General features: G+C 69.1%; 23 protein-coding genes and 1 tRNA gene. 13 read left to right on the top strand and 11 right to left on the bottom strand.

Features of this window, described 5'->3' with window-relative positions; translation table 11 throughout:
- Nucleotides 1-3: 3 nt before the first annotated feature.
- Together mtnA and mtnK are read right to left on the bottom strand one after the other, a co-directional pair.
- Complete coding sequence (gene mtnA, locus A7B20_RS09845; protein WP_102108407.1) at nt 4-1,101, bottom strand: S-methyl-5-thioribose-1-phosphate isomerase; 1,098 nt, start codon at nt 1,099-1,101, stop codon at nt 4-6.
- Nucleotides 1,098-2,354 (bottom strand): S-methyl-5-thioribose kinase, encoded by a 1,257-nt coding sequence (gene mtnK, locus A7B20_RS09840; protein ID WP_102108406.1) that lies wholly within the window; start codon nt 2,352-2,354, stop codon nt 1,098-1,100. Before mtnK ends, mtnA begins: the two co-directional genes overlap by 4 nt.
- 109 nt (nt 2,355-2,463) lie before the next feature.
- Between mtnK and A7B20_RS09835 the strand changes: the two genes are divergently transcribed.
- From A7B20_RS09835 to kce, 4 genes are read left to right on the top strand one after another with little or no spacing between them, the layout of a single operon-like run.
- On the top strand, nt 2,464-4,005 hold the full coding sequence (locus A7B20_RS09835; protein WP_102108405.1) for a sugar ABC transporter ATP-binding protein: 1,542 nt from the start codon (nt 2,464-2,466) through the stop codon (nt 4,003-4,005).
- The gene (locus A7B20_RS09830; RefSeq protein WP_102108404.1) at nt 4,002-4,997 is read left to right on the top strand and encodes an ABC transporter permease; all 996 of its coding nucleotides are present in this window, start codon (nt 4,002-4,004) and stop codon (nt 4,995-4,997) included. Before A7B20_RS09835 ends, A7B20_RS09830 begins: the two co-directional genes overlap by 4 nt.
- Nucleotides 4,998-5,038: 41 nt before the next feature.
- Nucleotides 5,039-6,085 (top strand): substrate-binding domain-containing protein, encoded by a 1,047-nt coding sequence (locus A7B20_RS09825; RefSeq protein WP_102108403.1) that lies wholly within the window; start codon nt 5,039-5,041, stop codon nt 6,083-6,085.
- Nucleotides 6,086-6,134: 49 nt separating this feature from the next.
- Entirely contained in the window at nt 6,135-7,067 is a 933-nt protein-coding gene (gene kce / locus A7B20_RS09820; RefSeq protein WP_102108402.1) for a 3,5-dioxohexanoate:acetyl-CoA acetone transferase, read from the top strand.
- 45 nt (nt 7,068-7,112) lie between these two features.
- Here kce and A7B20_RS09815 read toward each other — a convergent pair whose 3' ends face one another.
- The 3 genes from A7B20_RS09815 to tpiA form a co-directional block, all read right to left on the bottom strand.
- Nucleotides 7,113-7,871 (bottom strand): aldolase/citrate lyase family protein, encoded by a 759-nt coding sequence (locus A7B20_RS09815; RefSeq protein ID WP_102108401.1) that lies wholly within the window; start codon nt 7,869-7,871, stop codon nt 7,113-7,115.
- Between the two features lie 35 nt (nt 7,872-7,906).
- Nucleotides 7,907-8,347: a type II 3-dehydroquinate dehydratase gene (gene aroQ, locus A7B20_RS09810; protein WP_102108400.1), complete on the bottom strand. Its 441-nt coding sequence runs from the start codon at nt 8,345-8,347 to the stop codon at nt 7,907-7,909.
- A 131-nt stretch (nt 8,348-8,478) separates the two neighbouring features.
- Nucleotides 8,479-9,231, bottom strand: a complete 753-nt coding sequence (gene tpiA, locus A7B20_RS09805) for a triose-phosphate isomerase (RefSeq protein ID WP_102108399.1) — start codon at nt 9,229-9,231, stop codon at nt 8,479-8,481.
- A gap of 151 nt (nt 9,232-9,382) precedes the next feature.
- On the opposite strand from tpiA, the gene A7B20_RS09800 reads away from it, so the two are divergent.
- Together A7B20_RS09800 and pssA are read left to right on the top strand one after the other, a co-directional pair.
- Nucleotides 9,383-10,075, top strand: a complete 693-nt coding sequence (locus tag A7B20_RS09800) for a phosphatidylserine decarboxylase (protein ID WP_102108398.1) — start codon at nt 9,383-9,385, stop codon at nt 10,073-10,075.
- Nucleotides 10,072-10,845: a CDP-diacylglycerol--serine O-phosphatidyltransferase gene (gene pssA / locus A7B20_RS09795; protein WP_102108397.1), complete on the top strand. Its 774-nt coding sequence runs from the start codon at nt 10,072-10,074 to the stop codon at nt 10,843-10,845. The genes A7B20_RS09800 and pssA overlap by 4 nt, the downstream gene beginning before the upstream one ends.
- On the opposite strand, the gene A7B20_RS09790 is transcribed toward pssA, so the two are convergent.
- The 5 genes from A7B20_RS09790 to A7B20_RS09770 form a co-directional block, all read right to left on the bottom strand.
- The gene (locus A7B20_RS09790) at nt 10,838-11,218 is read right to left on the bottom strand and encodes a HesB/IscA family protein (protein ID WP_102108396.1); all 381 of its coding nucleotides are present in this window, start codon (nt 11,216-11,218) and stop codon (nt 10,838-10,840) included. The genes pssA and A7B20_RS09790 overlap by 8 nt on opposite strands.
- Nucleotides 11,219-11,410: 192 nt before the next feature.
- Nucleotides 11,411-11,776 (bottom strand): SUF system Fe-S cluster assembly protein, encoded by a 366-nt coding sequence (locus A7B20_RS09785; protein WP_102108395.1) that lies wholly within the window; start codon nt 11,774-11,776, stop codon nt 11,411-11,413.
- 80 nt (nt 11,777-11,856) lie between these two features.
- Complete coding sequence (locus tag A7B20_RS09780) at nt 11,857-13,521, bottom strand: mechanosensitive ion channel family protein (RefSeq protein ID WP_102108394.1); 1,665 nt, start codon at nt 13,519-13,521, stop codon at nt 11,857-11,859.
- Entirely contained in the window at nt 13,521-14,906 is a 1,386-nt protein-coding gene (locus A7B20_RS09775; protein WP_102108393.1) for a RimK family alpha-L-glutamate ligase, read from the bottom strand. The genes A7B20_RS09780 and A7B20_RS09775 overlap by 1 nt, the downstream gene beginning before the upstream one ends.
- A 135-nt stretch (nt 14,907-15,041) precedes the next feature.
- Complete coding sequence (locus A7B20_RS09770) at nt 15,042-15,632, bottom strand: hypothetical protein (RefSeq protein ID WP_102108392.1); 591 nt, start codon at nt 15,630-15,632, stop codon at nt 15,042-15,044.
- A gap of 134 nt (nt 15,633-15,766) precedes the next feature.
- Between A7B20_RS09770 and tgt the strand changes: the two genes are divergently transcribed.
- Both tgt and lon read left to right on the top strand, forming a co-directional pair.
- Nucleotides 15,767-16,897 carry a tRNA guanosine(34) transglycosylase Tgt gene (gene tgt, locus A7B20_RS09765; RefSeq protein WP_102108391.1) on the top strand — a complete coding sequence of 377 codons (1,131 nt, stop codon included), beginning with the start codon at nt 15,767-15,769 and terminating at the stop codon, nt 16,895-16,897.
- A 264-nt stretch (nt 16,898-17,161) separates the two neighbouring features.
- Nucleotides 17,162-19,576 (top strand): endopeptidase La, encoded by a 2,415-nt coding sequence (gene lon, locus A7B20_RS09760; protein WP_102108390.1) that lies wholly within the window; start codon nt 17,162-17,164, stop codon nt 19,574-19,576.
- Between the two features lie 92 nt (nt 19,577-19,668).
- Here the strand turns inward: lon and A7B20_RS09755 are convergent, their stop codons facing one another.
- On the bottom strand, nt 19,669-20,478 hold the full coding sequence (locus A7B20_RS09755) for a class I SAM-dependent methyltransferase (RefSeq protein ID WP_102108389.1): 810 nt from the start codon (nt 20,476-20,478) through the stop codon (nt 19,669-19,671).
- A 166-nt stretch (nt 20,479-20,644) separates the two neighbouring features.
- On the opposite strand from A7B20_RS09755, the gene A7B20_RS09750 reads away from it, so the two are divergent.
- The 5 genes from A7B20_RS09750 to A7B20_RS09730 all read left to right on the top strand — a co-directional run.
- The gene (locus A7B20_RS09750) at nt 20,645-21,001 is read left to right on the top strand and encodes an HU family DNA-binding protein (protein ID WP_245866775.1); all 357 of its coding nucleotides are present in this window, start codon (nt 20,645-20,647) and stop codon (nt 20,999-21,001) included.
- A gap of 13 nt (nt 21,002-21,014) precedes the next feature.
- Nucleotides 21,015-21,089: transfer RNA gene (locus A7B20_RS09745), tRNA-Val, on the top strand.
- Nucleotides 21,090-21,338: 249 nt separating this feature from the next.
- Nucleotides 21,339-23,738, top strand: a complete 2,400-nt coding sequence (locus tag A7B20_RS09740; RefSeq protein WP_102108388.1) for a methyl-accepting chemotaxis protein — start codon at nt 21,339-21,341, stop codon at nt 23,736-23,738.
- A 564-nt stretch (nt 23,739-24,302) separates the two neighbouring features.
- A complete protein-coding gene (gene ftsW / locus A7B20_RS09735) occupies nt 24,303-25,469 on the top strand; it encodes a putative lipid II flippase FtsW (protein WP_102108387.1) in 1,167 nt (388 codons plus the stop codon).
- A gap of 135 nt (nt 25,470-25,604) precedes the next feature.
- Nucleotides 25,605-26,225: UDP-N-acetylglucosamine--N-acetylmuramyl-(pentapeptide) pyrophosphoryl-undecaprenol N-acetylglucosamine transferase (locus A7B20_RS09730; protein WP_172960990.1), on the top strand; the 621-nt coding region annotated here is incomplete at its 3' end.

Raw genomic sequence — 26,225 nt, 5'->3', positions numbered from 1 at the left:
GGCTCAGGAGGCCGCGCGGAACTCGGGGAACATCTCGATCATCGCCGCCTCGTCCGCCGCGACGACGCCGCGTTCGGTGATGAGGCCGGTGACGAGGCGCGCGGGCGTGACGTCGAAGGCCGGGTTGCCGCCGGGGGTCCCGTCGGGCGTCACCTGCACCTCGGCGATCTTGCCCGCGTCGTTGCGGCCCCAGACATGGGTGATCTCGCGCTCCTTCCGGTCCTCGATCGGGATCTCGACCACCCCGTCGGACACGGTCCAGTCGATGGTGGGCGAGGGCAGGGCGACGTAGAAGGGCACGCCGTTGTCCTTCGCCGCCAGCGCCTTCAGGTAGGTGCCGATCTTGTTGCAGACATCGCCCGCCCGCGTCGTCCGGTCGGTGCCGGTGATCACCATGTCGACCTGCCCGTGCTGCATCAGGTGCCCGCCGGCGTTGTCGGTGATGTAGGTGTGGGGGATGCCGTGGCTGCCAAGCTCCCACGAGGTCAGGGCGCCCTGGTTGCGGGGCCGCGTCTCGTCCACCCAGACGTGGATCGGGATGCCCGCATCGTGGGCGTGGTACATGGGCGAGGTCGCGGTGCCCCAGTCCACCGTGGCCAGCCAGCCGGCATTGCAGTGGGTCAGGATGTTGACCGGTTCGCCGTCCTTCTTCGCCGCGATCTCCTTGATGATCTCGAGCCCGTGGCGCCCGATGGCGCGGTTGATCTCCACGTCCTCGTCCGCGATCTCGTGGGCGAGGCGCAGCGCCGCCGAGGCGCGTTCGTCCTCGGGCAGGGGCATCAGCTGGGCGCGGCAGCGGTTCAGGGCCCAGCGAAGGTTGATCGCCGTGGGCCGCGTGCCGTTCAGGAAGGTCCAGGCCTGCTCCAGCGAGGTGTCCGACGGGTCCAGCGCCATCTTCAGCGCGATGCCGTAGGCCGCCGTCGCGCCGATCAGCGGCGCGCCGCGGACCCGCATCTCGGTGATCGCGTCCGCGAAATCCTCCATGGTCTCGACGGGCTGGGTGACGAAATCGTGGGGCAGCCAGCGCTGGTCGATGATCTCGAGCACTTCGGCGTCGGTGTTCCACCAGAGCGAGCGATAGGGGGTGCCGTTGACTTTCACAGGAAGTCCTCCTCGTTGTGGCGGCGGGCGATCTCCGCGATCCTTGCCGGGGTCGTCGGGTCGAACCGGTTCAGCACCAGTTCGCGCCCCATCATCAGGTTGCGCGCTTCCAGCGGCGCGCGCAGGGCCGGGTCGGAAATCGCCTCGAAATCCGCGTTGTGGGCCAGGGACAGGCAGCGGCGGTGCATCTCGATCCCGCAGGCGCCCATGGCATCCGCCCAGAGATCCCGCAGCACGCGGTCGCAGGCGGGGGCGCTGTCGTGGCCCTGGTCCTCGAACAGCGCTTTCGGGTAGAGCATGCCGGTCCGCTCGGTGACCCAGAGGTGGCGGAACTCGGCGTCGAATACCCGGCATATGTCCCCGATGACGCCCAGAATCCAGTCCTGCATCCCGGTCATTTCCGCGCCGCTCCGGTGGCCCGGCTGGCTGAAGAAACTCATCAGCAGGTTGGCGATCAGCATGCCGGTGTCGAAGCCCATGGGTCCGTACTGCGCGAACTCGGGGTCGATCGCCTTGGTCTCGGCATCGGTGCACATCAGCGAGCCGGTGTGCAGGTCGCCGTGCAGCATCGTCTCGGTGTTCGAGGCGAAGCCTTGCAGCATCCGCTGCGCCTCGACCTTCAGCGCGACGTCGTTGCGCAGTTTTTCCACCACGGGATCAAGCCCTTCGGTGTGGTTGTTCATGTCGGCGGCATAGTAGGGATCGGTGAAGACGAGCGCCTCGGTGATCGCGGGGATCGCCACGTTGCCGCAGAAGAGGGCGACATCGGCCTTCTTCTCGGCGCTCGCCATCGAAAGCTCGGAGCCGCGGAAGGCGGTGCGGGCGCAGAACTTGCCAAGGAAATCGGCGAGGCCGTCCACCCGCTCGCCCCGGATCAGCTTCTGGCGAAGGATCACGTGGGGCGAGAGGTATTCCATCACGATCAGCGCCTGCGCCTCGTCGAAATGATGGATCGCCGGGACCGATCCCGGGTCGCGCGCGGCCTGCCGGGTCAGCGCCTGGTACTCGTAGAAGGCGCGGTAGAGCGGCAGGGGCCAGCTGTCGCCGACCAGCCGGACGTAGGGAAGCGCCTGCTTGACGATCAGGCTGCCCGCCGGGCCGCCGACGATGAAGACGAGGTTCAGGTTGCCGTCGCCGACCTCCTTCACCTGCCAGTCGGCCGGATCGCCGCCAAGCCGATCCGCCACCGCGGCGATCGCGCCCATGCGGCCGCGCAGCGTGTCCTCGTTCAGGGCCTCGTAACCTTCCTTCATCCGTGCCTCCCAGCGTCTTCGGGAGTCCAGAACAGGGCAAAATCCGTCAGTTGTCAATCTGGTTGACTTTTGCCGAACCCCGCATACGGTTGGCCGCGGAGGAGACCAGATGAACCCAGCCTGCGACATCGTGGGAGTGAAGAAATCGTTCGGCGCGACCCATGTGCTGCGCGACATCTCGCTGTCCCTTCCGGCCGGGAAGGTCACCGTCCTGATGGGCGCGAACGGTGCCGGGAAATCGACCCTGGTCAAGGTGTTGTGCGGCGTTCATCATGCGGATGCGGGCACCGTCACGCTGGGCGGGCGTCCCTATCGTCCCGAGGGGCCGAGCGATGCGATCGCGCAGGGCGTCGTGACCGTGCACCAGTCCATCGCCGACGGCGTGGTGGCCGATCTGGACGTGGCGTCGAACCTGCTGCTCGACCGGTTGGCCGACCCGGCGAGCGGGCTTTTCGTCCGCCGCAAGGCGATGCGGGCCGAGGCGGCGCGGGTGGCGGCGCTGATGGGGCTCGATCTGGACGTCACGGCGCCGGTCGCGGGGCTGGGGCTGGCCGACCGTCAGATGATCGCCATCGCCCGCGCCATGGCCCGCGATCCGAAGCTGCTGATCCTGGACGAGCCCACCTCGTCGCTCTCGGCGAAGGAGGCGGAGCGGCTGTTCGCGCTGATCCGGCGGCTGCGCGAGACGGGGGTCGCGATCCTCTACATCTCGCACCGGCTCTCGGACATCCGCGCGGTGGGGGATCGGATCGTGTCGATGCGCGACGGGCAGGTGTCCGGCGTCTTCGAGACGGCACCGCTGGACTACGAGGGCGCGGTGACGGCGATGCTGGGCCACGCGATGACCGATGTGAACCTCTCGGGCGCTGCGCGGGGCGCGGAGGTGCTGACGCTGGACGGCCTGCGCCTGCGGCCCGGAGCGCCGGCGATCACCATGGCGGCCCATGCGGGCGAGATTGTCGCGATAACCGGGCTTGTCGGTGCCGGAAAGACGCGGACGGCCGAGATATTGTTCGGTCTGTGCAAATCCGCCGGCGGCGAGATCCGGCTGGAAGGCCGCCCCTATCGCCCGGAGGACGCCGCCGATGCGATCCGGCAGGGCGTCCATCTCTGCCCGAAGGATCGGGCGGACAACGCGGTGATCCCGGCCTTCGATCTGACCGGCAACATGACCCTGCCGTTCCTGAAGCGGTTCTCGCGCCTGTCGTTCCTGCGCGCGGGCCACCAGCGGCGGCGCACGGCGGACTTGATCGGCGATCTCGGCATCGTCTGCCGGTCCGAACGGGACGACATCGCGGCGCTGTCGGGCGGCAACCAGCAGAAGGTCATCGTGGCGCGCTGGCTGTTGGAGCCGTGCCGGCTGCTGGTGCTGGACGAACCCTTCCAGGGCGTCGACATCCAGGCCCGCCGCGACATCGGCCGCCGCATCCGCGAGACGGCGAAGGGCCGCGCGACGCTGGTCTTCGTCTCCGAACTCGACGAGGCGCTGGAAATCGCCGACCGCATCCTTGTCCTGCACGACCACGCGATCACCGGCGAACACGCCGGGGGCACCGCAGACACCGCCGCGATCATCGCGCAGGTCTCGGGACAGGTCTCGGAACAGGGCGCCCCGGACAAACAGGACCAGAAGGAAGACCTCTCCGCATGACCCGCCTCGCCATCCGCTACGGCTTCCTTGCGCTGCTCGCCGGGCTGCTGATCTTCTTCAGCGTCTTTGCCGACGGCTTCTTCGGGCCCCGCAGCGCCGTATTCATCTTCCAGTCCGTGGCGATCACCGGCATCCTCGCGCTCGGCGTGACCTGCACGCTGGTGGTGGGCGGCTTCGACCTCTCCATCGGTTCCGTCGCCACCTCGGCGCTGATGCTCTCGGCCTACGCGATGGTGGTCACCGGGCTTTCCGCCGTCACCGCCGTCGCGCTGTGCCTGGTCATGGGAGCCGTCGTGGGGCTGGTCAACGGCCTGCTGATCGTGAAGTTCAAGGTGCCTGACCTGCTGGCGACGCTCGGGATGATGTTCCTGCTGATCGGGGCGCAGCGGATCCCGACAGAGGGGCGCTCGATATCCACCGGCATGACCTTGCCCGACGGTTCGACCGCCGAGGGCACCTTCGCGCCGGCCTTCCTCTGGCTTGGGCGGCACCGTTTTGACCTGATCCTCGAGAACCTGATCCCCATGCCCGTCGTCGTTTTCGTCGCCGCAGGGTTGCTGATCTGGGTGTTCCTGACCTTCACCAGGCACGGCCGGATGATGTACGCCATCGGGTCGAACGAACGGGCCGCCGCGCTCGCCGGTGCTAACGTCAACCGCTACAAGGTCGCCGCCTACATGATCTCCGGGGTGCTGGCCTCGGTCGGGGGCATCCTGCTGGCGGGGCGGCTCGGACGGGGGGACATCGCGAGCGGCAACAACCTGCTGCTCGACTCGGTCGCCGCCGCTCTGATCGGCTTCGCGGTGCTGGGTGCGGCCAAGCCGAACGCCTTCGGCACCGCCATCGGCGCGCTGTTCGTCGGGATCCTGCTGCAGGGGCTGACGATGATGAACGCGCCCTACTACACGCAGGATTTCGTCAAGGGGGCGGTGCTGGTCGTCGCCCTCGTCTTCACCTTCGCCCTGTCAAATGCCGTGAAAACAAGAGGCTGACGGGCGACATTCACATTATGGTTCAACTGGGAGGAAACCGAATGACCATCCTGAGACGGCAGTTCTTCAAGCTGATGGGCGCCACCGCCCTCACCCTGACCGGCGGCGCGGCCTTCGCGCAAGGCATGCCCGCCCCCTTCGACAACCCCGGCGAGGTGAAGATCGCGCTGGTGCGCTACCTCTCGACCGGCGACTTCTTCCAGGCCTACCTCTCGGGGGTCGAGGCGCAGGCCAAGGCCCTTGGCGTCGACCTCAGGGTGCTCGACAGCCGGCAGGACGCGGCGTTGCAGGCCGACATGGTGGACCAGGCCATCGCGCTTGGTGTCGACGGGATCATCATCCAGCACGGACTGACGGAATCGATGAAGGAGGTCGCGCAGCGGGCTGTCGATGCGGGGATCAAGGTCGTCGCCTTCGACGTGAACGTCGAGAACGACGCGATCCCGCAGATCGAGCAGTCGGACTACCAGCTGGGCAAGCTGGCGCTGGAGCAGGCTATCGAGGACAACGGCGACAGCTTCAAGGCGGGCTATGTCTATGTCCCCGGCATCGCGCCGCTGGACCGCCGCGACGTCGCCTGGAAGGAAGTGAAGGAGGCGCACCCGGGGATCGAGGAGGTGGCGCAGTTCGGCACGCTCGACAACCCGATCGCCAACTCCGTGGCGAACCAGGCGCGCTCGGTCCTGCAGGCGAACCCGAACATCACCGTCATGTTCGCGCCCTATGACGAGTTCGCCAAGGGGGTGAAGATCGCGGTGGACGAGGCGGGGCTGAGCCAGGACATCAAGATCTATTCCGCCGACATCTCGACCGCCGATATCTCGGCCATGCGCGAGCCCGACAGCGCCTGGGCGGCGACAGTGGCGACGAACCCGGCGGTGGTGGGCGAGGTCTCGGTCCGGACTCTCGCCATGATGCTGGCGGGCGAGGATCCGGGCGCGCAGGTGATCGTGCCGCCGACGCTGATCACGCAAGCCATGCTGAACGACGGCGACATCAAGAACATGGAGGAGCTGGGCGCCAAGATCCCCGCCTTCGCCCATGCCGACGTCGCCACGCCGGACTGGATGCCGCTGCCCGACCGGTGATAGCCCTTGTCCGGGGGCGTCAAGGCCCCCGGACACCGAAGGAAACGACATGCGCCGCGCCGACAAGGTCATCATCTCCTGCGCCGTGACGGGCGCCATCGCGACGCCGTCGATGTCGCCCTACCTGCCGCTGACGCCGAGGCAGATCGCCGAAAGCGCCATCGGCGCGGCCGAGGCGGGGGCGGCGGTGCTGCACCTCCACGCGCGGGATCCCGAGGACGGGCGGCCGTTGCAGGACCCCGAGCTGTTCCGGCAGTTCCTGCCCGAGATCCGCGACCGCTGCGACGCGATCCTCAACATCACCACGGGGGGCGGGCTGGGCATGAGCCTCGACGAACGGCTCGCCCCCGCCAACTGGGCCAGGCCCGAGCTGGCGTCGATGAACATGGGGTCGTTCAACTTCAACATCGCCGGGGCGGGGCGGAAGATCGACACCTTCCTGCACGACTGGGAGCAGCCCTATCTCGCCCGCACCACCGGCAACATCATGTCGAACACCTTCGACCAGATCGAGCGGGCGATGACCGAGGTCGGCGCCCACGGCACGAAGTTCGAGTTCGAGTGCTACGATGTCGGGCACCTCTACAACCTCGCCCATTTCGCCGACCGCAGGCTGATCGAGCCGCCCTTCTTCGTGCAGGCGATCTTCGGCATCCTCGGCGGCATCGGCGCCGAGCCCGAGAACCTGATGCACATGAAGGCGACGGCGGACCGGCTGTTCGGCGACGACTACTACCTGTCGGTGCTGGCGGCGGGGCGGCACCAGTTCCCCTTCGTCACCATGGGGGCGATCCTGGGCGGCCACTGCCGCGTGGGGCTGGAGGACAACCTCTACCTCGGCAAGGGTCAGCTGGCCGAGAGCAACGCGGCGATGGTCACCCGCATCCGCACGATCCTGACCGAGCTGTCGCTCGACATCGCGAGCGCCGACGAGGCGCGGGCGATGCTCGGCACCAAGGGGGCGGGGAACGTCGGCTTCTGACGCGCCCGCCCGCGCGGGGGGCGCGCCGTCAGTTGCACCGCAGCCTCAGAACCGCGCGCGCAGCGCCTTCACCCCGGAGATCAGCAGGGCGATGTCCACGCCGACGGCGGTGAAGGTGGTGCCAAGCTCGATGCAGCGCGCGTTCATCGCCTCGTCGAGGCTGAGGAACCCCGAGGGCATCCCGAGCGCCTTCAGCCGCGCCACCGCACCTTCCACGGCAGCGACGACCTCCGGATGCCCGGTGTTCCCGGGATGGCCCATGGAGGCGGCAAGATCGGCCGGGCCGATGAACACGCCGTCCACCCCGTCGACGGCCGCGATGGCGTCGAGGTTCTGGATCCCCGTCCTCGTCTCGACCTGCACCAGCAGGCAGAGCTGGTCCGACGCCGTCTGCCCGTAGCCTGCGACCTGGCCATAGCGGCTGGCCCGGGTCAGGCCCGCGAAGCCGCGCACGCCCTCGGGGCCATAGCGCATGGCGTCGACCGCCGCCTGCGCCTGCTGCGCGGTCTCGACATAGGGCACCATCAGCGTCTGCGCGCCGATGTCGAGCAGCCGCTTGATCGCCGCCGTGTCGTTGGCCACCACGCGCACCACCGGCGCGGTCGGATAGGCGGCGACGCACTGGAGCGTCTGCATCACGGCAAGGTCCGACAGCGGCGTGTGCTCGGCGTCGATCAGCATCCAGTCGAACCCGGCCCCCGCCAGCATCTCGACCACCGAGGGCTCGGAGATCGAGTTCCAGATCCCGACCTGGGAGCGGCCCGCCTTCAGCGCGGCCTTGAACGTGTTCTCGGGATTCTGCATCGGTGTCTTTCCTGTCGGGGGTAGGGGAATGGAAGTCAGGCGCCGAGAAGGCTGCCCATGCGCCGTGTCGCCAGCGCATAGCCCTCGACGCCGAAGCCCGCGATCACGCCATCGGCGCGCAGCGAGACGTAGGAGTGGTGGCGGAAGCTCTCGCGCCTGTGGACGTTCGAGATGTGCACCTCCAGCACCGGCCCCTCGAAGGTGTTCAGCGCATCGAGGATCGCGACCGAGGTGTGGGTGAAGGCGCCGGGATTGATGACGATGCCCGCAGCCTCGTGGCGCGCCTCGTGGATCCAGTCGATGATCTGGCCTTCCCAGTTGCTCTGGAGCAGGCGCACCGTCAGCCCGAAGGCGGCGGCGACTTCCGAACAGGTGGCCTCGACATCGGCCAGCGTGTCGCGGCCGTAGATCTCGGGCTGGCGCTGGCCGAGCAGGTTCAGGTTCGGGCCGTTCAGGATGAAGACGGTCTTGGTCACGCGGGCGAATCCTCGTGGATCTGGGAGGGGCTCCCTCTCCCCCACGGGGAGAGGGCCGGGGTGAGGGGGCTGGGCGGTCGCGCGGAGCTTAGTCCTGCGCCGCGGCCATCCGCAAGGCGGGGTGCGCGGCCTCAGGCGTCGGAGAGGGCCGCGACGATGGCGCCGAAGTCCGCCGCCTTCAGCGAGGCGCCGCCGACCAGCGCGCCGTTCACGTTCTCCACCGCGAAGATCTCGGCCGCGTTCGACGGCTTCACCGACCCGCCATAGAGCAGCGCCACGCCTTGCCCCGCCTCGCCGAAGCGCGAGGACAGGCGCGCGCGGATGAAATCGTGCACTTCGGCGATCTGCGCCGTCTCGGGCACCTTCCCGGTGCCGATGGCCCAGACGGGTTCGTAGGCGACGACCAGCGTCCCGGCCGAAACATCGTCGGGGATCGAGCCGCCCAGCTGCGCCGCCACGATGTCGAGCGTCGCGCCCGACTCCCGCTGCTCCAGCGTCTCGCCGACGCAGATCACCGCGACGAGGCCCGCCGCCAGCGCCGCCTCGGCCTTGGCGCGCACGTCCTCGTCGCTCTCGCCGTGGTCGGCGCGCCGCTCGGAATGGCCGAGGATCACGTGGCTCGCGCCCGCATCCTTCAGCATCGCCGCCGAGATGTCGCCGGTGTGCGCGCCCGACTGCCGCGCATGGCAGTCCTGCCCGCCGACCTTCAGAATGCTGCCCTCCGCCGCCTGCGCCATCCGGTGGATCAGCGTCGCGGGCGGACACAGCAGCACGTCGCAGCCCGGCGCTGCCTGCTCGGCCAGCAGCGTCTTCACCTCCGACAGCTCGGCGGCGGTGCCGTTCATCTTCCAGTTGCCGGCGGCGAGTTTGCGGGGCGTGCTCATGGGTCCATCCTTTTCGCTGTGCGTTGCCTCAGGCATAGCGCGTGCGCGGGGGCGGGGCAAATCGGCGCAGCGTCAGAGGGTGCGCCGCATTGTGCGCGCCGCCGATTTCTGCGAGACGGAGACGCCCCTTGCCGGCGCAGGAGTCCAGCCGATGAACATGATGTCCACCTTCGTCAAGCCGATGCACCCCGAGGGGCGCCGCTTCGTGGCGATCTTCGCGGCGATCGCGCTGGTGCTGTTCCTGCTGTGGGAACCGCTCGGCTGGCTCGGCGTCGGCGCCACGGTCTGGTGCTACTACTTCTTCCGCGATCCGGTGCGGGTGACGCCCACGCGGCCCGGCCTGATCGTCAGCCCCGCGGACGGCGTCGTCTCGCTGATCGAACCGGCGGTGCCCCCGGCCGAGCTGAACATGGGCGAAACGGCACTGACCCGGGTCAGCGTCTTCATGAACGTCTTCAACTGCCACGTGAACCGCACCCCCGTCGCGGGGCGGGTCGAGACGGTGGCCTATCGTCCGGGCAAGTTTTTCAACGCCTCCCTCGACAAGGCGAGCAAGGACAACGAGCGCAACTCGCTGTGCCTGGAAATCGCCGACGGCCGCCGGATCGCCGTGGTGCAGATCGCGGGGCTGGTGGCGCGGCGCATCGTCTGCTTCACCGCCGCCGATGCCGTTCTGGCGACGGGCGAGCGGTTCGGGCTGATCCGCTTCGGCAGCCGCGTCGACGTCTACCTGCCCGAGGGCGTCGCGCCGCTGGTCGTGGTGGGACAAGCGATGGTCGCGGGCGAGACGGTGCTGGCGGACCTGACCTCGGACGAGGCGCGGCGCGAGGGACGTGCGGCATGAGCGAGCAGCTTCCCGAGAAATCCCCGAAGTCGGAGATGCTGATCATCCAGCTTCTGCCGAACCTGCTGACCCTCGCGGCCATCTGCGCGGGCCTCACCGCGCTGCGTTTCGGGATCGAGGGCAATTTCGAGCGCGCGGTGCGGCTGATCCTGCTGGCCGGCGTCCTCGACGGGCTCGACGGGCGGGTGGCGCGGATCCTGAAGAGCGAGAGCGAAATCGGTGCCGAGCTCGATTCGCTGGCCGATTTCGTGAACTTCGGCGTGGCGCCGGTGCTGCTGGTCTATCTCTGGGCGCTGCAGGACATGCGCAACGAGGGCTGGATCGCGCTCCTGATCTTCGCCGTCTGCTGCGTGATCCGCCTTGCGCGCTTCAACGTGGGCGCGCGCGCGGCAAGCGACGACAAGGCGCCGGCGTCGGATTACTTCGTGGGGGTTCCGGCCCCCGCGGGGGCGGTGCTGGTGATGCTGCCGATGTACCTGGCCTTCACCTTCGACCTCACGCCGGACGAGCCGCTGCCGGAATTCGCCATCTGCGTCTGGATCGTCGCCGTCGGCCTGCTGATGGTCAGCCGGATCCCGACGCTGTCGCTGAAGAAGACCACCATCGCGCGGGAAAAGGCGCGTTACCTGATGATCGCCGTGATCGGCTTCATCGCTGCGCTGCTGACCTATACCTGGGTGACGCTGGCGGTCAGCACGCTGGCCTACCTGATCTCGATTCCCTTCGTCGCCCGCAACGCCATGCGGGCGCGGGAGCAGGGCGCTACTTAGCGCCCTGTTCGGCGGCCAGCTCGCTCACTTCCTTGAACTTGATCGATTCGCCGCAACCGCAGGCATCGGCCACGTTCGGGTTGCGGAACTTGAAGCCCGATTCCAGCAGCGAGGTCTGATAGTCGATCTCGGTGCCGAACAGGAACATCTGCGCCATGGGCGCGATCATCACCCGCGCGCCCTCGACCTCGACCACCTCGTCCATCGGGTCGATCTCGGTCGCGTAGTCCATGGTGTATTCCATGCCCGCGCAGCCGCCCTTCTTTACGCCGATCCGCAGGCCCTTGTGCCCGTCCCGCGCCATCAGGCGGGAAATCTGGCGCTGTGCGGCGGGGGTCAGCGTGACGGCCTGTTTTCCGGGGATCGCGAACATGGGATGTCCTTTCTGGTCTGCTCTCAACCTAGGCCCTTCGCGGCACCCTCTCAAGAGGGAGGCCGGAACGGAATGAGGGCGGCTTGGGGACCGCCCTTTCCGGAAACGAATGCGATGTCTGAAAGGAGTACGCCCCTTGTCGCGCCCTTGTGTGACAGCCGCATCTCGTCCCCGTGACGGTTCTGCGACGGCTCACATGAAGCCGAGTTCGAGCCGCGCCTCGTCCGACATCATCTCCATGCCCCAGGGCGGATCCCACGTGATCTGCACGTCCACCGTCTTGACCCCCGGCAGCGGCTCGATCGCCTCGGCCACCCAGCCCGGCATCTCGCCCGCGACGGGGCAGCCCGGGGCGGTGAGGCTCATCAGGATCAGCACGTCGTTCTCGGGGCTGATGTCGACGGTATAGACCAGCCCGAGGTCGTAGATGTTCACCGGGATCTCGGGATCGTAGACGGTGCGGCAGGCCTCCACCACCTGGTCGTAGAGCGGGTGGTCGGTGGTCGAGGGGCGGATCAGCGGCGCGCCTTCCAGCGGGGTGTCGGGATTTGCGGTCATGGCGTCCTCGTCGGGAATAGTTGAGCAAAGATATAAGGATTTCGCCGGGAAAGGTCCAGTGCGCGCGCCGGGAGGGCGCCCTATCCGTCGGGCTGGTCGAAGGCGGCGCGGGGCAGGGTCGGACGGCCCGTGCTGTCCTGGATCGACTGGAGCGCGGTCATCAGCTCCTCGCGGATCGCGCATTCCGTATCCCAGCCGTCGTTGGGGTTCGACACCGGGAACTGGAAGCGCGCGACCGGGCCGAAGGCATCGTGTTCGACCAGCAGCATCTTCGCCTCGTCCGGGTCCGTCACGCCCTCCTGTCCGCGCACGATCCTCTCGAACGCCTCGCGCACCGCGTCCATGTCGGCAAGGTGCGAGAGCGTGATCCTGACGGTCCGGTCCTGCGCCGAGTCGGCGAGCGTGTAGCTGCGGAAGTGTTCCGAGATGAACCGTTCGACCGGCACCACCAGCCGGTCGCCGTTCCAGACCTTGAGCTGGACATAGGTGAAGTGGATCCGCTCGACCGTGCACCACTGGTCCTCGAAGCTGATCTGGTCGCCGATCCGGGCCGAACGGTTCAGCATGATCTGGAGCGAGGCGAGGATGTTGCCGAGCACCCGGCGCGCCGCGAAGCCGAGGATCAGCGTAACCGCCCCGGCCGAGGCCAGCAGCGACAGGCCCAGCATCGACGAGAGGCGCGCCGCGGACAGGATGAAGCCCGCCGAGACCACGGTGGCAAGGATGACGATCACCCGCCGCGCCGCGCTCATCGCGGTGGCGAGGGTGCGGTTGTCGGCCTGGTCGTGGCTCGACAGCTCGCCCATGTCGAAGGTGACGAACTGGCGCATGGCGGTGTCGATGACCTTTAGCAGGAACATCACGACGGCCACGACATAGCCGACGACGACCAGCGGGTTGAAGATGGCCGAGATCGGGCCGGAGAAGACCAGCAGCCACTGGGTGGCGAAGAGCAGCACGGTGGAGACGACGACGATCACCGAGGGCCAGCGCATGGCGTCGAGCGCCAGCTCGGCCCAGGGGTGGTTCGCCTTCTCCGACCGCCAGGAGAACATGCGGTAGCTGAGTTTCCCCGCAAGCCAGGCCACCAGCAGCAGGAGCGGCAGCGCCAGCAACTCCCACCAAGCGAGTCCCATGATCGAGTCGCGGCGGAGGATGTCGGGCATCATCTCTTCCAGCCGGGTCGGGCCGTGCATCTGGTAGAGCGGCTCGATCAGCGACACCGTCTCGCGCGAGAAGACCCAGACCGGGTCGCCCTCGGGGGTCTTGACCCGGTTCATCCGGATCTCGACCTCGCGCCGCGGCCCGTCGATGTAGGCGATCAGGATCGAGCGGCGCGCCTGCCCGGCGGCGGCGGTGTTGGTGCCGGCGTCGGCATCCAGGTTGTCGGGCCGGTCGAGGAGCTTGCGCCAGGGGACGATCACCTTGCGGTCCAGCACCTCGCCCAGTTTCCGGGCCAGCTCCGGCCCCCGCACCAGCTGCTGCTGTTCGGGGACCACGTCGAGGTTCAGCACCTGCGCCGCGCTCACGTCCCGGTTCTCGGCCAGGGTGTCGATGAAGGTCGCCATCGCGTGATAGGCGGTCCGCCGGTCGACGTGATCCGCAGGGGGCGGCAGGCCGACGTTCAGCTCGGGGATCTCGAACCAGGCTTCGGTGTCCTGCGCGCGGGCCGTGTCGGCGGCGGCGGTGGCGACGAGAAGGGCGAGGGTCAGCGCCAGCAGGCGGACAAGACGGCGTGCGTGCATCAGCTCTCCGTTGCGGCGGCCCTTCCCTTGCGGACGGGGGCGGGGCGGACGCGCTTTTCGATGGCATCGACCAGCGGCGCCGCAAGGTTGCGGCCGCTGGCGGTTTCAAGGGCTTCAAGTCCCGGCGTCGCGTTTAGGTCCAGAACTTTCGGCCCCTCCGCGGTGCGCAGCAGGTCCACGGTGGCGAATCCCAGCTTGAAGGCGCGGGCGGCGCGCAGGGCCGCCTCCCGCTCGCTGCGGCGCAACCTGATGGTTTCCAGGGGCTTTTCGCTGCCGGGCAGGGGGCGGCGGATCGACGCGGCGACCTTGTTCGCGATGACGAGGCAGCGGATGCTTTCTGTGGCGTCCTTCAGATAGTCCTGCACCAGGAAGTTGGCCCTGAGCCCCCGGAAGGCGGCGATCACCGAATCCGCCGCCGCCCGGCTCTCGGCCAGCACCGAGGGGCCGCCCTGGCCTGTGTCCAGCAGCTTGACCAGCAGGGGCGCCTTGCCGACGAGGCCGATCAGGTTCGCCGTGTCCTTCGGCGAGGCGGCGAAGGCGGTGGCGGGCATCCCGATGTGGTAGCGGGCCAGCACCTGCTGCGCGAAGATCCTGTCGCGGCTCGCCATGATCCCTTCCGAGCCGTTGACCGAATGGGTGCCGATCGTCTCGAACTGGCGGATCACCGCGGTGCCGTAGGGCGTGAGCGCGGGGCCGATCCGCGGGATCACGGCGTCGTAACGGGGCAGGCGCTTGCCGTCGTAGTGGACTTCCGGCTGGATCGCGTTGATCGCCATGTAGCAGCGCGTCGTGTCGATGACCTCGACCGTATGACCGCGCGATTCCGCTTCTTCCACGAGGCGGCGGGCGGTGTAGCTTTTCGCCTCGCGGCTGAGGATGGCGAGGCGGAGGGACCGGCGGGGGGCCGTGGCGCGGACCTTCGCGCTGCTGTAGACGTCGAAGCTCAGCTCGGGCTGGCAGAGCCTTTCCGACGGCGCGACCACCATGTCGGGGGCGATCCCCTGGCGGCCGAGCAGCATCCGGTAGGCCATGGAGCCGCGGTCGGTCAGCGTCAGTTCCACCGGCCAGCTACGCCCGCCCATGGCGATCTCGCTCTGGATCACATAGCGGAACTCCGTCTCGCCGTTGCTCGACGTGACCTCGCGGCGGTCGTGGATCAGGGCCGAGCAGGCGATGGTCAGGTCGTGACGGCCCGGGATCGGATGGACGGCGAAGCGCACCTTGGGCTTCGCCGCGGGGCCGAAGGGCTCGATGTCGAAGGCGTGGAGCGCGGAGGTGCGGGCGCCGGTATCGACCTTGGCGCGGATCGCCGGAAGGCCCAGCGCGGGCAGGGCGCACCACTCTTCCCAGCCGAGGCGGAAGGGGGATGCGGGGCTGTCGGACATGGGCGCTTTCCGCTGCTTCGGGCTGGACGGGGTTTAGCGGGGAACCGGGTGCGGGGCCAGCAAAACACGGCTCCGAAGGCCAGACCGGAGTCTGCACGGCTCTGCCGGTCCGGCCCGACACCGCCGGTCGGTGCCTCAGGTCGAGCGCAGCAGGATCTTCCGGGACTCGCCGACCGCCTCGGCGATCCGGGTGAAGGCGAGCTTGCGGCGGGCGGGGCCCTCGGCGGCGCGCAGCAGCAGCGTCCGGGTCTCCTGCACGATGGCGGCGGCGGCGGCGCGGGCGGCGGCCTGGCGTTCCGGCGCCACGGGAACCACCGGGCGGCTTGTCTTCTTTGCCGAGGCCGAGCGGCTCTGGCGGATCACCGCCGGGGCCTGCGTGCGCGAGGCGTTCTGGCGGGCGACCTGGTTCAGTTGCCGCGCGGCGTTGCGCACGATGCTCTGGGCCTCGCCGAATTCCGCCGATGCCGGCAGGCGGTCGGCGAGCCAGTTGAAATAATCGGCGACGCAGTCGACCCGGTAGGCTGGGTCGACATTCGCGCAGAGCCGATCCGTGCCGTCGCGGAAGCCGCCCAGCACGCCGCCGATGTCGGCGGAGGCGGCAGGGGCTGCGGGGCGGCCCTGGGGGCTGCCGTAGCTGTTGCCGTAGCCCTGGGGGAGGGCGGGCGTCGCGGCGGCAAGGAGCGCGGCGAGGGTCGCGGCGCCGGTGAGGAGAGGTATGCGGGGCACGGGCGGCGTCCTTGCGGCGGGGTGACGTTGCGGAAGTCAGCTTCAGGATTGGGCATCGCCGCGGGGAAATCAACTGTCTCGATCGGGGGGCGTGGAGATTGCGCCGCTTCGGGCGGCGGAGTAGGAGGCGGGGCATGACCGACCGCTTCTCCTTCGCACTCAATGCCACCGACGGGTCCGCCCGCACCGGCGTCATCTCGACCCCGCGGGGCGAGATCCGCACGCCCGCCTTCATGCCGGTCGGAACGGCGGGCACGGTGAAGGCGATGCTGCCCGCCTCGGTGCGCCAGACGGGGGCGGACATCCTGCTGGGCAACACCTATCACCTGATGCTGCGGCCCACGGCGGAACGGGTGGCGCTGCTGGGCGGCCTGCACAGGTTCATGGACTGGAGCGGTCCGATCCTGACGGATTCGGGCGGGTTCCAGGTGATGTCGCTGGCCGACCTCAGGAAGCTGACCGAGCGGGGGGTCACGTTCAAGTCGCATATCGACGGCTCGCGGCACGAGCTGACGCCGGAGCGGAGCATGGAGATCCAGCGGCTTCTGGGCAGCGACATCGTGATGTGTTTCGACGAATGTCCCGCGCTGCCCGCCGAGCGGGGGCGCATCGAGGAGTCGATGCGGTTGTCGATGCGCTGGGCCGAGCGGTCGCGGGAGGCGTTCGGCGACCGGCCCGGCCATGCGCTGTTCGGCATCCAGCAGGGCGGGCTGGAGCCGGACCTGAGGGCCGAGAGCGCGGCAGAGCTGAAGCGGATCGGCTTCGACGGCTACGCGGTGGGCGGCCTTGCGGTGGGCGAGGGGCAGGAGGCGATGTTCGCCTGTCTGGACCACGCCACGGGGGAGCTGCCCCAGGACAGGCCGCGCTATCTGATGGGGGTGGGCAAGCCCGACGACATCGTCGGCGCGGTGAAGCGCGGCATCGACATGATGGACTGCGTGCTGCCGTCGCGGTCGGGGCGGACGGGGCAGGCCTTCACGCGGCGCGGTGTGGTGAACATCAAGAATGCCCGCCACCAGGACGATCCGCGCCCGCTGGACGAGGACTGCCGCTGCCCGGCCTGCCGCAACTACTCCCGCGCCTACCTGCACCACGTCTTCCGGGCGCAGGAGATGATCTCGGGGATGCTGCTGACCTGGCACAACCTGACCTATTACCAGGACCTGATGCAGGGAATGCGCGACGCCATCGCGGCGGGAGGGTTCGCCGCATGGGAGGCCGGATTCCACGCCGCGCGGGCCGAGGGCGACATTCCTCCGCTCTGAATCGCGCCGCAGCCCCCGTGTGATCGCGGCCGCGACAAGAAGCGCGCGATTCCAGCGCATTGTCCGCATTTGCCGTGGCCGGACGGGACCGCCGTCCTCAACGCCCTTGTGGCCCCGCAGCCGCGGGGGCATGATGCCCGGCAGAAATCACAGGACGTGGTTGAACTGACCGGTTCAGCATACCAGATATTCGACCGAGACCGGAAAAGGACTACGTTGCCGCGAAGCGGGACAAGCGCCTTTTCGCTAACAAGGGATAAAAAAATGACCGAGCATCTGAGCCATTCCTACCCCGTGCTGCCGCTGCGCGACATCGTGGTGTTTCCTCACATGATCGTTCCGCTGTTCGTCGGGCGCGACAAGTCCGTGCGCGCGCTGGAGGAGGTGATGGCCGACGACAAGCAGATCCTGCTGTCGAGCCAGATCGACCCGGGCGTGGACGATCCGACCGCCGACGGCATCTACAACGTCGGCGTCCTGGCCAACGTGCTGCAACTGCTGAAGCTGCCCGACGGCACCGTGAAGGTGCTGGTCGAGGGCCGCGCGCGGGTGAAGATCACCGAATACCTGCAGAACGACCGCTTCTTCGAGGCCCGGGCCGAGGTCCTGGAGGAGGAGACGGGCGATCCCGACACCGTGGCGGCGCTGGTCCGTTCGGTCGGCGAGGAGTTCGAGCGTTACGCCAAGGTGAAGAAGAACATCCCCGAGGAGGCGCTGTCCTCGGTCTCGGAGACGCGGGAGGCCGACAAGCTGGCCGACCTGGTCGCCGGGCATCTCGGCGTGGAAGTCAGCCAGAAGCAGGACCTGCTGGAAACGCTGTCGGTCGCCGAGCGGCTGGAGAAGATCTTCGGCCTGATGCAGGGCGAGATGTCGGTCCTTCAGGTCGAGCGCAAGATCAAGACCCGCGTCAAGTCGCAGATGGAGCGCACGCAGCGCGAATACTATCTGAACGAGCAGATGAAGGCGATCCAGAAGGAGCTGGGCGACGGCGAGGAGGGCCAGAACGAGGTCGCCGAGCTGGAGAAGCGCATCGCCGAGACCAAGCTTTCGAAGGAAGCCCGTGAAAAGGCGGAAGGCGAGGTCAAGAAGCTCAAGAACATGAGCCCGATGAGCGCCGAGGCGACGGTGGTCCGGAACTACCTCGAGTGGATGCTGTCGATCCCGTGGGGCGTGAAGTCGCGCGTCAAGAAGGACCTGACCCATGCCCAGAAGGTGCTGGACGACGACCACTACAGCCTCGACAAGGTGAAGGAGCGGATCGTCGAGTACCTGGCGGTGCAGCAGCGCTCGAAGAAGCTGAAGGGGCCGATCATGTGCCTCGTCGGCCCTCCGGGCGTCGGCAAGACCTCGCTCGGCAAGTCGGTGGCGAAGGCCACGGGGCGCGAGTTCATCCGCATCTCGCTCGGCGGTGTCCGGGACGAGTCGGAGATCCGCGGCCACCGTCGGACCTACATCGGCTCCATGCCCGGCAAGATCATCCAGGCGCTGAAGAAGGCGAAGACGACCAATCCGCTGATCCTGCTCGACGAGATCGACAAGATGGGCCAGGACTTCCGCGGCGACCCCGCCTCGGCGATGCTGGAGGTGCTGGATCCGGAACAGAACTCGACCTTCGTGGACCACTATCTCGAGGTGGAATACGACCTCAGCGACGTGATGTTCCTGACCACGGCCAACAGCTACAACATGCCGGGGCCGCTTCTGGACCGGATGGAGATCATCCCGCTGGCGGGCTACACCGAGGACGAGAAGTCCGAGATCGCCAAGCGCCACCTGATCGGCAAGCAGATCAAGAACCACGGCCTGAAGAAGGGCGAGTTCGAGATCACTGACGAGGCGCTGCTGGAGATGATCCGCACCTATACCCGGGAAGCCGGGGTGCGGAACCTCGAGCGCGAGATCGCCAAGCTGGCGCGGAAGGCGGTGACCAAGATCGTCCGCAAGGCCGAGACCAAGGTCGTGATCACGCCGGACAACCTCGAAGAATACCTCGGGGTGAAGAAGCACCGCTACGGCCTGGCCGAGACGGAGGACCAGATCGGCGTCGTCACGGGCCTGGCCTGGACGTCGGTGGGCGGCGAGTTGCTGTCCATTGAGGCGCTGCGCCTCCCCGGCAAGGGTCGGATGAAGACGACGGGGAAACTCGGCGACGTGATGAAGGAATCCATTGACGCCGCGTCGTCCTATGTCCGCTCGATCAGCCCGAAGATCGGGGTGAAGCCGCCGAAGTTCGACACGCTGGACATCCACGTCCACGTGCCGGACGGGGCGACGCCGAAGGACGGGCCCAGTGCCGGTCTGGCGATGGTGACCTCCATCGTGTCGGTGCTGACGCAGATCCCGGTCCGGAAGGACATCGCCATGACCGGCGAGGTCTCGCTGCGCGGCAATGCCATGCCGATCGGCGGGTTGAAGGAGAAACTGCTGGCGGCTCTGAGGGGCGGCATCAAGACGGTGCTGATCCCGCAGGAGAACGTGAAGGACCTGGCGGACATCCCCGACAACGTGAAAGAGGGGCTGACGATCATCCCGGTCACCCACGTCTCGGAGGTGCTGGAGCACGCGCTGGTTCGGAAGCCCGAGCCCATCGAATGGGACGAGGCCGCCGAGGAAGCCGCCGCCGCCAAGGCCGCGCTGGAGCGCAAGGGCGAAAGCGGCACCGGCGCCACCGCGCACTGAGCCGCGACATCCGGTCCGGCCGGAGCAGGGAAAGGGGGGCGCGTCCTGCGGGGCGCGCCCCCTTTCGTTTGTCCGGTGAACGCGCGCCGCAGCTATCCGGCGCGCGACACCGCGGCCCAGGCGCGCAGGCCAAGGCGGATGGACCCGTCCTGCTCCCGGGGCAGGGTGTCGTAAAGCCGCTGCCTCAGCCGCGCGCGCGCCTCGTCCGGAAGACTGGCGCAATAGCCGGGGGCGGGCCCCGTGCCCAGCGTGAACGGGTGCCAGTAGTCGTCGAAATCCGCGAAGACCGACGCCGCCTCGAGCGGCGCGACGGACGGAGACGTCAGCCCCGCGGCCCGCGCGAGGTCGAGCAGGCCGTCGCGGGTGCAGAACGGGAACCGCCTGTCCTCGGTCAGGTCGCCCGCCCCTTTGTCGAGCGCCGCCGCCGCCGTCCAGAAGGCCCGCATGAACCCCACGCCGCCCCCGGGATAGTCCCAGACGTAGAAGGCGACGGCGCCGCCGGGCCGGGTCACGCGCCGCATCTCGCCGAGCGCGGCCAGGCGGTCGGGCACGAAGTTCAGCACCAGCCCCGACACGGCCAGGTCGAACGCCGCCGCGGGAAGCGTGGCGAGGCGCTCGGCCGTGCCCGCCACGAAGGTCGCCCGCTCCGCCGAGATCCGTTCGCGCGCCGTGCGCAGGAAGCCCTCGGACGGCTCCAGCGCGGTCACGTGGCGCGGGTCGCACCGGTCGACGATGGCGCCGGTCAGGCCCCCGGTGCCGCAACCGAGTTCGAGCCAGTCCGCCCGTGGCGCGGGGTCGAGCAGATCGAGGAACAGCGGCGCGATCCGCCGGCTCCAGCGCCCCATGTAGGCGTCGTAGGCCTCTCCGGCCTGCCAGGCATCGTGGCGCGTGTGCTCAGCCATCGTGATCTCCGGGCGGGATCGACTCTATCTGGTCAGCTCTCTGCGATGCTACCATTTTTCGCGTTTGACGTCCCCGCCATTCGGCGATGCCCGCTCCGGCCCCCCCCCTGACAGGTGCAACGAGATGGTCTAGGCTGCGCGCAACCCATTCGAAAGGCCCCGCGACATGACCGACGACTTCGATCCCGACGCGCCGAAAGGCACCGCCCCCATGACCGTGGTCGAGGAGGTGAGCCCCGTCGCAACCGCCGCGCCGATGAAGAAGATCGAGCTGATCGAATCCGTGTCGGTGGCCACCGGGCTGAAGAAGAAGGACGCGAAACTGGCGGTGGAGGCGGCGCTGGCGATCCTCGGCCAGGGGCTGGCCGAAGGGCGCGAGATGAACCTGCCGCCGCTCGGAAAGGTCTCGGTCAACCGCACGATGAACAAGGCCAACGCCACCGTGGTCGTCGCGAAGATCCGCCAGCCGTCCGCGATGCCGAAACCCGACGACCCCCTTGCGCCCGCGGACGAGGACGGCTAAAGACCGCCCCGTTGGGTGATTAGCTCAGTGGTAGAGCGCTTCGTTCACATCGAAGATGTCAGCGGTTCAAATCCGTTATCACCCACCATTTTTCCACACAGGAATCAACCGACTGCACGGGTCGTGAACGCCTTCTGCAATGCTGCGTTGCCTGGAGGTCGGTGTGATTCCCGCGCCGTGCCGCCCGGCGGGCAGGACACGGGGCGATCGCCGCCCGCGGGCGGATGCGGGCAGCCCGCCAGAAACGTCCCGGCGACCCCCGATGTCGCCGCGCGTCAAGGATTGGTGAACACTCGTGCTGTAGGCGGGAGGAACACCAATCGTCGAGGTCGCGATCATGCTTCGGACATTTCTTGGGGATCGCCCGATCCGCACCGCGCTGAACGCGGTGATCGCCCTGCCGCTGCTCAGCGCCCTGTTCCTGTCGCTCTGGATCCTGGAGCTTGAGGTCGGGAAGGCGCTGTCGCTCGGTCGCCTGCACGACTCCGTCGATCTCGCGTCGGAGATGTCGACGCTGGTGCACGAACAGCAGAAGGAACGCGGCGCCACCTCGGTGTTCCTGACCAGCGGGGGCACGCAGTTCGGCGAGGATCTGAAGCGCCAGCGGCAGGACACCGACCGCCTGCGCGCGGCCACGACGGGGCGGATCCGGACCTTCCTCGACCGCGCGCGCGACCCCGCCATGCGGGAGCGGCTGAAGACGATCCTCGCCGATCTGGGCGAGCTGGACCAGGTGCGCGCCCGGGTCGACCGGCTCGAAATTCCGGCGCCGGATGCGATCGGCTTCTACACCCGGCTCAACACCGGGATGCTCGGGGCCATCGCGGCCTCGGCGCGGCTCGGCAACGACCTCGACGTCTACCGCGCGGTGTCCGCCTTCGCCGAGTTCCTCGCCGCGAAGGAGCTTGCGGGGATCGAGCGCGCGGTCGGCTCCGGTGCCTTCGCGGTGGCGGAGTTCCCGATCCCGACCTACCTGAAATTCGACCGGCTGATCGCCCGGCAGGAGCTGCATTTCGCGACCTTCCTCGAGGGGACAAGCCCGGAAAACCGTCGCCTCTTCGCCGAGATCGCCCAGAGCGACGCCGCGCAGGCGGTCGAACGGATGCGCGAGGCGGCCTTGTCGGCCGGCCCCGGGAAACGGCCTGGCGGCGTGACCGGCCGCCAGTTCTTCGAGGGCCAGACACAGCGGATCGACATGCTGAAGGCGCTGGAGGACCGGATCGCCGACGACATCCTTGCCACCGTGGCCGATCACCGGAGGTCGCAGTGGATCCGCGCGGCGGTGTCGGCGCTGGTCGCGCTCGGCGCCGTCGTCTGCGGGCTGTTTCTTGCTCTGGGCGTCGGCAACGCGATCCGCCGGGCCCTCCTGGCGGTCTCCGATGCGGCGGAGGAGATGGCGGCGGGCAATCTCGACGCCACGCTCCCGGATGCCACCGACAACGAGATCGGTCGGATCGCCGCGGCGCTCGATACCTTCCGCCGGTCGATCGCCGACGGCCGCGAACGGGAAGAGCAGTTCCGCGTAAGGGAGCAGCAGGAAGAGCGGCGCCAGCGCGACAGCGAACGGGAGGCGCGCCGGGCCGAGGACCGCGAAAGGCTCGACCGCCAGAAGCGGCTCGAGGCCGAGCGCGAACACGAGCAGGCGATCACGCGGGAGATCGCGGCGGTGGCCGCCGCCTGCGCCGAAGGCGATTTCGACCGGCAGATCGGGATCGAGGGCAGGGAGGGCGTGCTGCGCGTGCTCTGCGACAGCATCAACGGCATCAACCGCGCGGCCCGCGACGGGCTGGGCGACATCGCGTCGGTGCTCGAGGCGATCGCGGAGGGCGACCTGACGGCGCGGATGTCCGAAAGGCACCGGGGCCAGTTCGGCCGGATCTCCCGCCGCCTCAACGCCACGGCGGACCGGCTTGCCACGGTCATGGGACAGATCTCCCGCAGCAGCCGCGACATCAACGCCGTCTCGGGCGAGATCGCCTCGGCGATGGAGCAGCTGGCCGGGCGGACCGAACGGTCGGCGGCCTCCCTGGAACAGACCTCGGCCGCGCTCGACGAGATGTCCCGCTCGGTCCGGGCGACCGCCCGCGGTGCCCGCTCGGTCGAGGAGGCGGCCGCGGCGGCGAAGCATCAGACCGCCCTCAGCCGGGAGGTTGCCGACGAGACGGTGGAGGCGATGCGGGGGATCGAGGAGTCCTCGGAGCAGATCGCGCGGATCATCGGGGTGATCGAGGAAATCGCCTTCCAGACCAACCTGCTGGCGCTGAACGCCGGGGTCGAGGCCGCGCGCGCCGGCGAGGCGGGCCGCGGCTTTGCCGTCGTTGCCAGCGAGATCCGGGCGCTCGCGCATCGCTCGGCGGACGCGGCGCAGGAGATCAACACGCTGATCGGCCGCAGCACCCGGGATGTCGCCGCGGGCGTCTCCTCGGTCTCGCGCAGCCGCGAGGCGCTGGAACGGATCCAGGCGGCCATCGGGACCGTTGCGGAGCGCGTGACCGAGATCGTGGAGGCGACCGTCGACCAGTCCACCGGCATCGAGGCGATCAACACCTCGGTTGCGGAACTCGACACCTCCACGCAGCGCAACGCGGCCATGTTCGAGGAGGTCTCGGCGGCAACCGCTGCCGCCAGGAACGAGGCCCTGCAACTCGACCGCACGGTCGCCCTGTTCTCGGACGCCCGGAGCATGGCAGTCGGGGAGGAGGGGGAGGCGCAGTCGCGCGAAGCGATGTCGGCCTAGGCTTGGCGTCGGACCGCGCCCGTGGCCGCCGCAGGCCGCTGCGTGCGACGCGGCCCGCAAGGTCCGGGCCGGCCATGGCGCGACCATGCGCCGTCCGCGATGGCTCGCAACCAGGACGGGCCTGCGACGACCGCGGCTTCTGGGGCGGCCCCGCCGGGCGGTTCGGCTCCGCACCGGGCGGACGGTGCAGAGCCGAGCAGGGTGGCGCGCTGCATCGTCCGCGAACGCTCCTGAGCATAGGCCGTCGCAGCGCGCCGGCGCGGCGCGGGACGGTCGCCTGACCGCCACCCTGCCGCGTTGCGCCAACGGGGCGCACGCTGCCTGCGACCCTGCCGCTTCGCGCCGACGAAGCGGGCCTTGGCACGGGTCGGGCGCCTTCCGGGGCAGCGGCGTTGCGGCGTCGCGGAGCCGCGGCCGCCGTGGCGCGCCGTGACGCCGGGAAGCGGCGACCCTTCTGCAACACCGGCCGCGGTCTCGATTCGCAAAACACTGGCGTGACGGGAGAAAGGGCGCTAGTGTTGCAGCCAGACCCGGAAAACGGGCAGGGCAGCAGGCGGCATTTCCATGACTGAGATGGTCTATGGCACGAGTCCCGTGCAGGACGGCGAACCGATTCTTCCACGCTGGTGGAACACGATCGACCGCTGGTCGCTTTCGTGCATCCTGCTTCTGTTCGGGGTCGGGCTGCTGCTCGGGCTCGCCTCGTCGCCACCGCTGGCCGCGCGCAACGGGTTCGAGCCGTTCTATTACGTCAAGCGTCAGGCCGTCTTCGGCGGCGCCGCGCTGGTCGCGCTCTGGCTGACCACGCTGATGTCGCCGCAGCTGGTGCGGCGGCTGGCGGTGATCGGCTTCCTCGGCTCCTTCGTCGCGCTGGTGCTGCTTCCAATCCTCGGCACCGATTTCGGCAAGGGCGCGGTCCGGTGGTATTCGCTGGGCTTCGCCAGCGTCCAGCCGTCGGAGTTCCTGAAACCCGGCTTCATCGTCGTCTCGGCCTGGATGATGGCCGCGGCGCAGGAGGTCGGCGGGCCTCCGGGCAAGAGCTTCTCGGCGGCGCTGTGCTTCGTCGTGGTCCTGTTCCTGGCGATGCAGCCCGATTTCGGCCAGGCCTGCCTCGTGCTGTTCTCCTGGGGCGTGATGTATTTCGTCGCCGGCGCGCCGATGCTGCTGCTGGTGGGCCTCGCGGTGCTGGTGGTCGGGGCCGGAACGCTCGCCTACGAGAGTTCCGAGCACTTCGCCCGCCGGATCGACGGCTTCCTCTCCGCCGACATCGATCCGACGACCCAGATCGGCTATGCGACCGACGCGATCCGCGAGGGCGGTTTCCTCGGCGTGGGCGTGGGCGAGGGGCAGGTGAAGTGGTCGCTGCCCGACGCGCATACCGATTTCATCATCGCCGTCGCGGCCGAGGAATACGGGCTGATCCTGGTGCTCTGCATCATCGCGCTCTACGCCACGGTCGTCGTGCGATCGCTGATGCGGCTGATGCGCGAGCGCGATCCGTTCATCCGCCTGGCCGGCACGGGTCTTGCCTGCGTCTTCGGCGTGCAGGCGATGATCAACATGGGCGTGGCGGTGCGGCTGCTGCCCGCCAAGGGCATGACGCTGCCCTTCGTGTCCTATGGCGGCTCCTCGCTGATCGCGGGGGGGATCGCCGTCGGGATGCTCCTGGCCTTCACCCGGACCCGTCCCCAGGGCGAGATCGGCGACATCCTCCTGTCTCGGGGGCGCTGAGATGTCTGGGGACGTTGGTGCGATGACCGGGGAAGCGGCACGCCTCCCCGGCCTTCGGGGCGGTCCTGGCCTGCCGCCGGCCGGGCCGGTGGACGCGCTGCGCAGGCCGGCAGTCCCGGCGCGCGGAGCGGCGCGGTGAACGCCCCGCTCATCGTCATCGCCGCCGGCGGCACCGGGGGCCACATGTTCCCCGCGCAGGCCCTGGCCGAAGCGATGCTGGCGAAGGGCTGGCGGGTGCGGCTGTCGACCGATGCCCGCGGCGCGCGCTACACCGGCGGCTTTCCGAAATCCGTGGAGATCGAGGAGGTGGCCAGCGCCACCTTCGCCCGCGGCGGACCGCTGGCGAAGCTCGCGGTGCCGTTCCGCATCGCCGGCGGCGTCGGTGCGGCGGTGCGGCGGATGCGGAGTGACCGCCCGGCGGTCGTGGCGGGCTTCGGCGGCTATCCGTCGATCCCGGCGATGGCGGCGGCGGCGATGCTGCGCCTGCCGCGGCTGATCCACGAGCAGAACGGCGTGCTGGGCCGGGTGAACCAGCTGTTCGCGCGGCGCGTCGACGCCGTGGCCTGCGGCACCTGGCCGACGAAACTGCCCTTCGGGGTCGAGGGGCACCACATCGGCAACCCGGTCCGCGCCGCGATCCTGGCCGAGGCGGCGGCGCCCTACGTGGCGCCTTCGGACGCGGCGCGGCGGGGGGTGGGGGTGGGGGGGCGCCCGGGCGGGCCGGTCCCGTCGGGAGGGGGTCCGGGCGCGCCGGGG

It is taken from the genome of Oceaniglobus roseus, from assembly GCF_002869745.1.
Lineage (GTDB): Bacteria > Pseudomonadota > Alphaproteobacteria > Rhodobacterales > Rhodobacteraceae > Oceaniglobus > Oceaniglobus roseus.
The sequence above is the reverse complement of the archived record's forward strand: the minus strand, read 5'-3'. Positions and strand labels throughout refer to the sequence as shown.

What these genes read in the sequence shown, in the direction of transcription:
- mtnK (WP_102108406.1), bottom strand. Translation starts at nt 2,354, where the DNA reads ATGAAGGAAGGTTACGAGGCCCTGAACGAGGACACGCTGCGCGGCCGC.
- A7B20_RS09835 (WP_102108405.1), top strand. Translation starts at nt 2,464, where the DNA reads ATGAACCCAGCCTGCGACATCGTGGGAGTGAAGAAATCGTTCGGCGCG.
- A7B20_RS09830 (WP_102108404.1), top strand. Translation starts at nt 4,002, where the DNA reads ATGACCCGCCTCGCCATCCGCTACGGCTTCCTTGCGCTGCTCGCCGGG.
- A7B20_RS09825 (WP_102108403.1), top strand. Translation starts at nt 5,039, where the DNA reads ATGACCATCCTGAGACGGCAGTTCTTCAAGCTGATGGGCGCCACCGCC.
- kce (WP_102108402.1), top strand. Translation starts at nt 6,135, where the DNA reads ATGCGCCGCGCCGACAAGGTCATCATCTCCTGCGCCGTGACGGGCGCC.
- A7B20_RS09815 (WP_102108401.1), bottom strand. Translation starts at nt 7,871, where the DNA reads ATGCAGAATCCCGAGAACACGTTCAAGGCCGCGCTGAAGGCGGGCCGC.
- tpiA (WP_102108399.1), bottom strand. Translation starts at nt 9,231, where the DNA reads ATGAGCACGCCCCGCAAACTCGCCGCCGGCAACTGGAAGATGAACGGC.
- A7B20_RS09800 (WP_102108398.1), top strand. Translation starts at nt 9,383, where the DNA reads ATGAACATGATGTCCACCTTCGTCAAGCCGATGCACCCCGAGGGGCGC.
- pssA (WP_102108397.1), top strand. Translation starts at nt 10,072, where the DNA reads ATGAGCGAGCAGCTTCCCGAGAAATCCCCGAAGTCGGAGATGCTGATC.
- A7B20_RS09790 (WP_102108396.1), bottom strand. Translation starts at nt 11,218, where the DNA reads ATGTTCGCGATCCCCGGAAAACAGGCCGTCACGCTGACCCCCGCCGCA.
- A7B20_RS09785 (WP_102108395.1), bottom strand. Translation starts at nt 11,776, where the DNA reads ATGACCGCAAATCCCGACACCCCGCTGGAAGGCGCGCCGCTGATCCGC.
- A7B20_RS09780 (WP_102108394.1), bottom strand. Translation starts at nt 13,521, where the DNA reads ATGCACGCACGCCGTCTTGTCCGCCTGCTGGCGCTGACCCTCGCCCTT.
- A7B20_RS09775 (WP_102108393.1), bottom strand. Translation starts at nt 14,906, where the DNA reads ATGTCCGACAGCCCCGCATCCCCCTTCCGCCTCGGCTGGGAAGAGTGG.
- tgt (WP_102108391.1), top strand. Translation starts at nt 15,767, where the DNA reads ATGACCGACCGCTTCTCCTTCGCACTCAATGCCACCGACGGGTCCGCC.
- lon (WP_102108390.1), top strand. Translation starts at nt 17,162, where the DNA reads ATGACCGAGCATCTGAGCCATTCCTACCCCGTGCTGCCGCTGCGCGAC.
- A7B20_RS09755 (WP_102108389.1), bottom strand. Translation starts at nt 20,478, where the DNA reads ATGGCTGAGCACACGCGCCACGATGCCTGGCAGGCCGGAGAGGCCTAC.
- A7B20_RS09750 (WP_245866775.1), top strand. Translation starts at nt 20,645, where the DNA reads ATGACCGACGACTTCGATCCCGACGCGCCGAAAGGCACCGCCCCCATG.
- A7B20_RS09740 (WP_102108388.1), top strand. Translation starts at nt 21,339, where the DNA reads ATGCTTCGGACATTTCTTGGGGATCGCCCGATCCGCACCGCGCTGAAC.
- ftsW (WP_102108387.1), top strand. Translation starts at nt 24,303, where the DNA reads ATGACTGAGATGGTCTATGGCACGAGTCCCGTGCAGGACGGCGAACCG.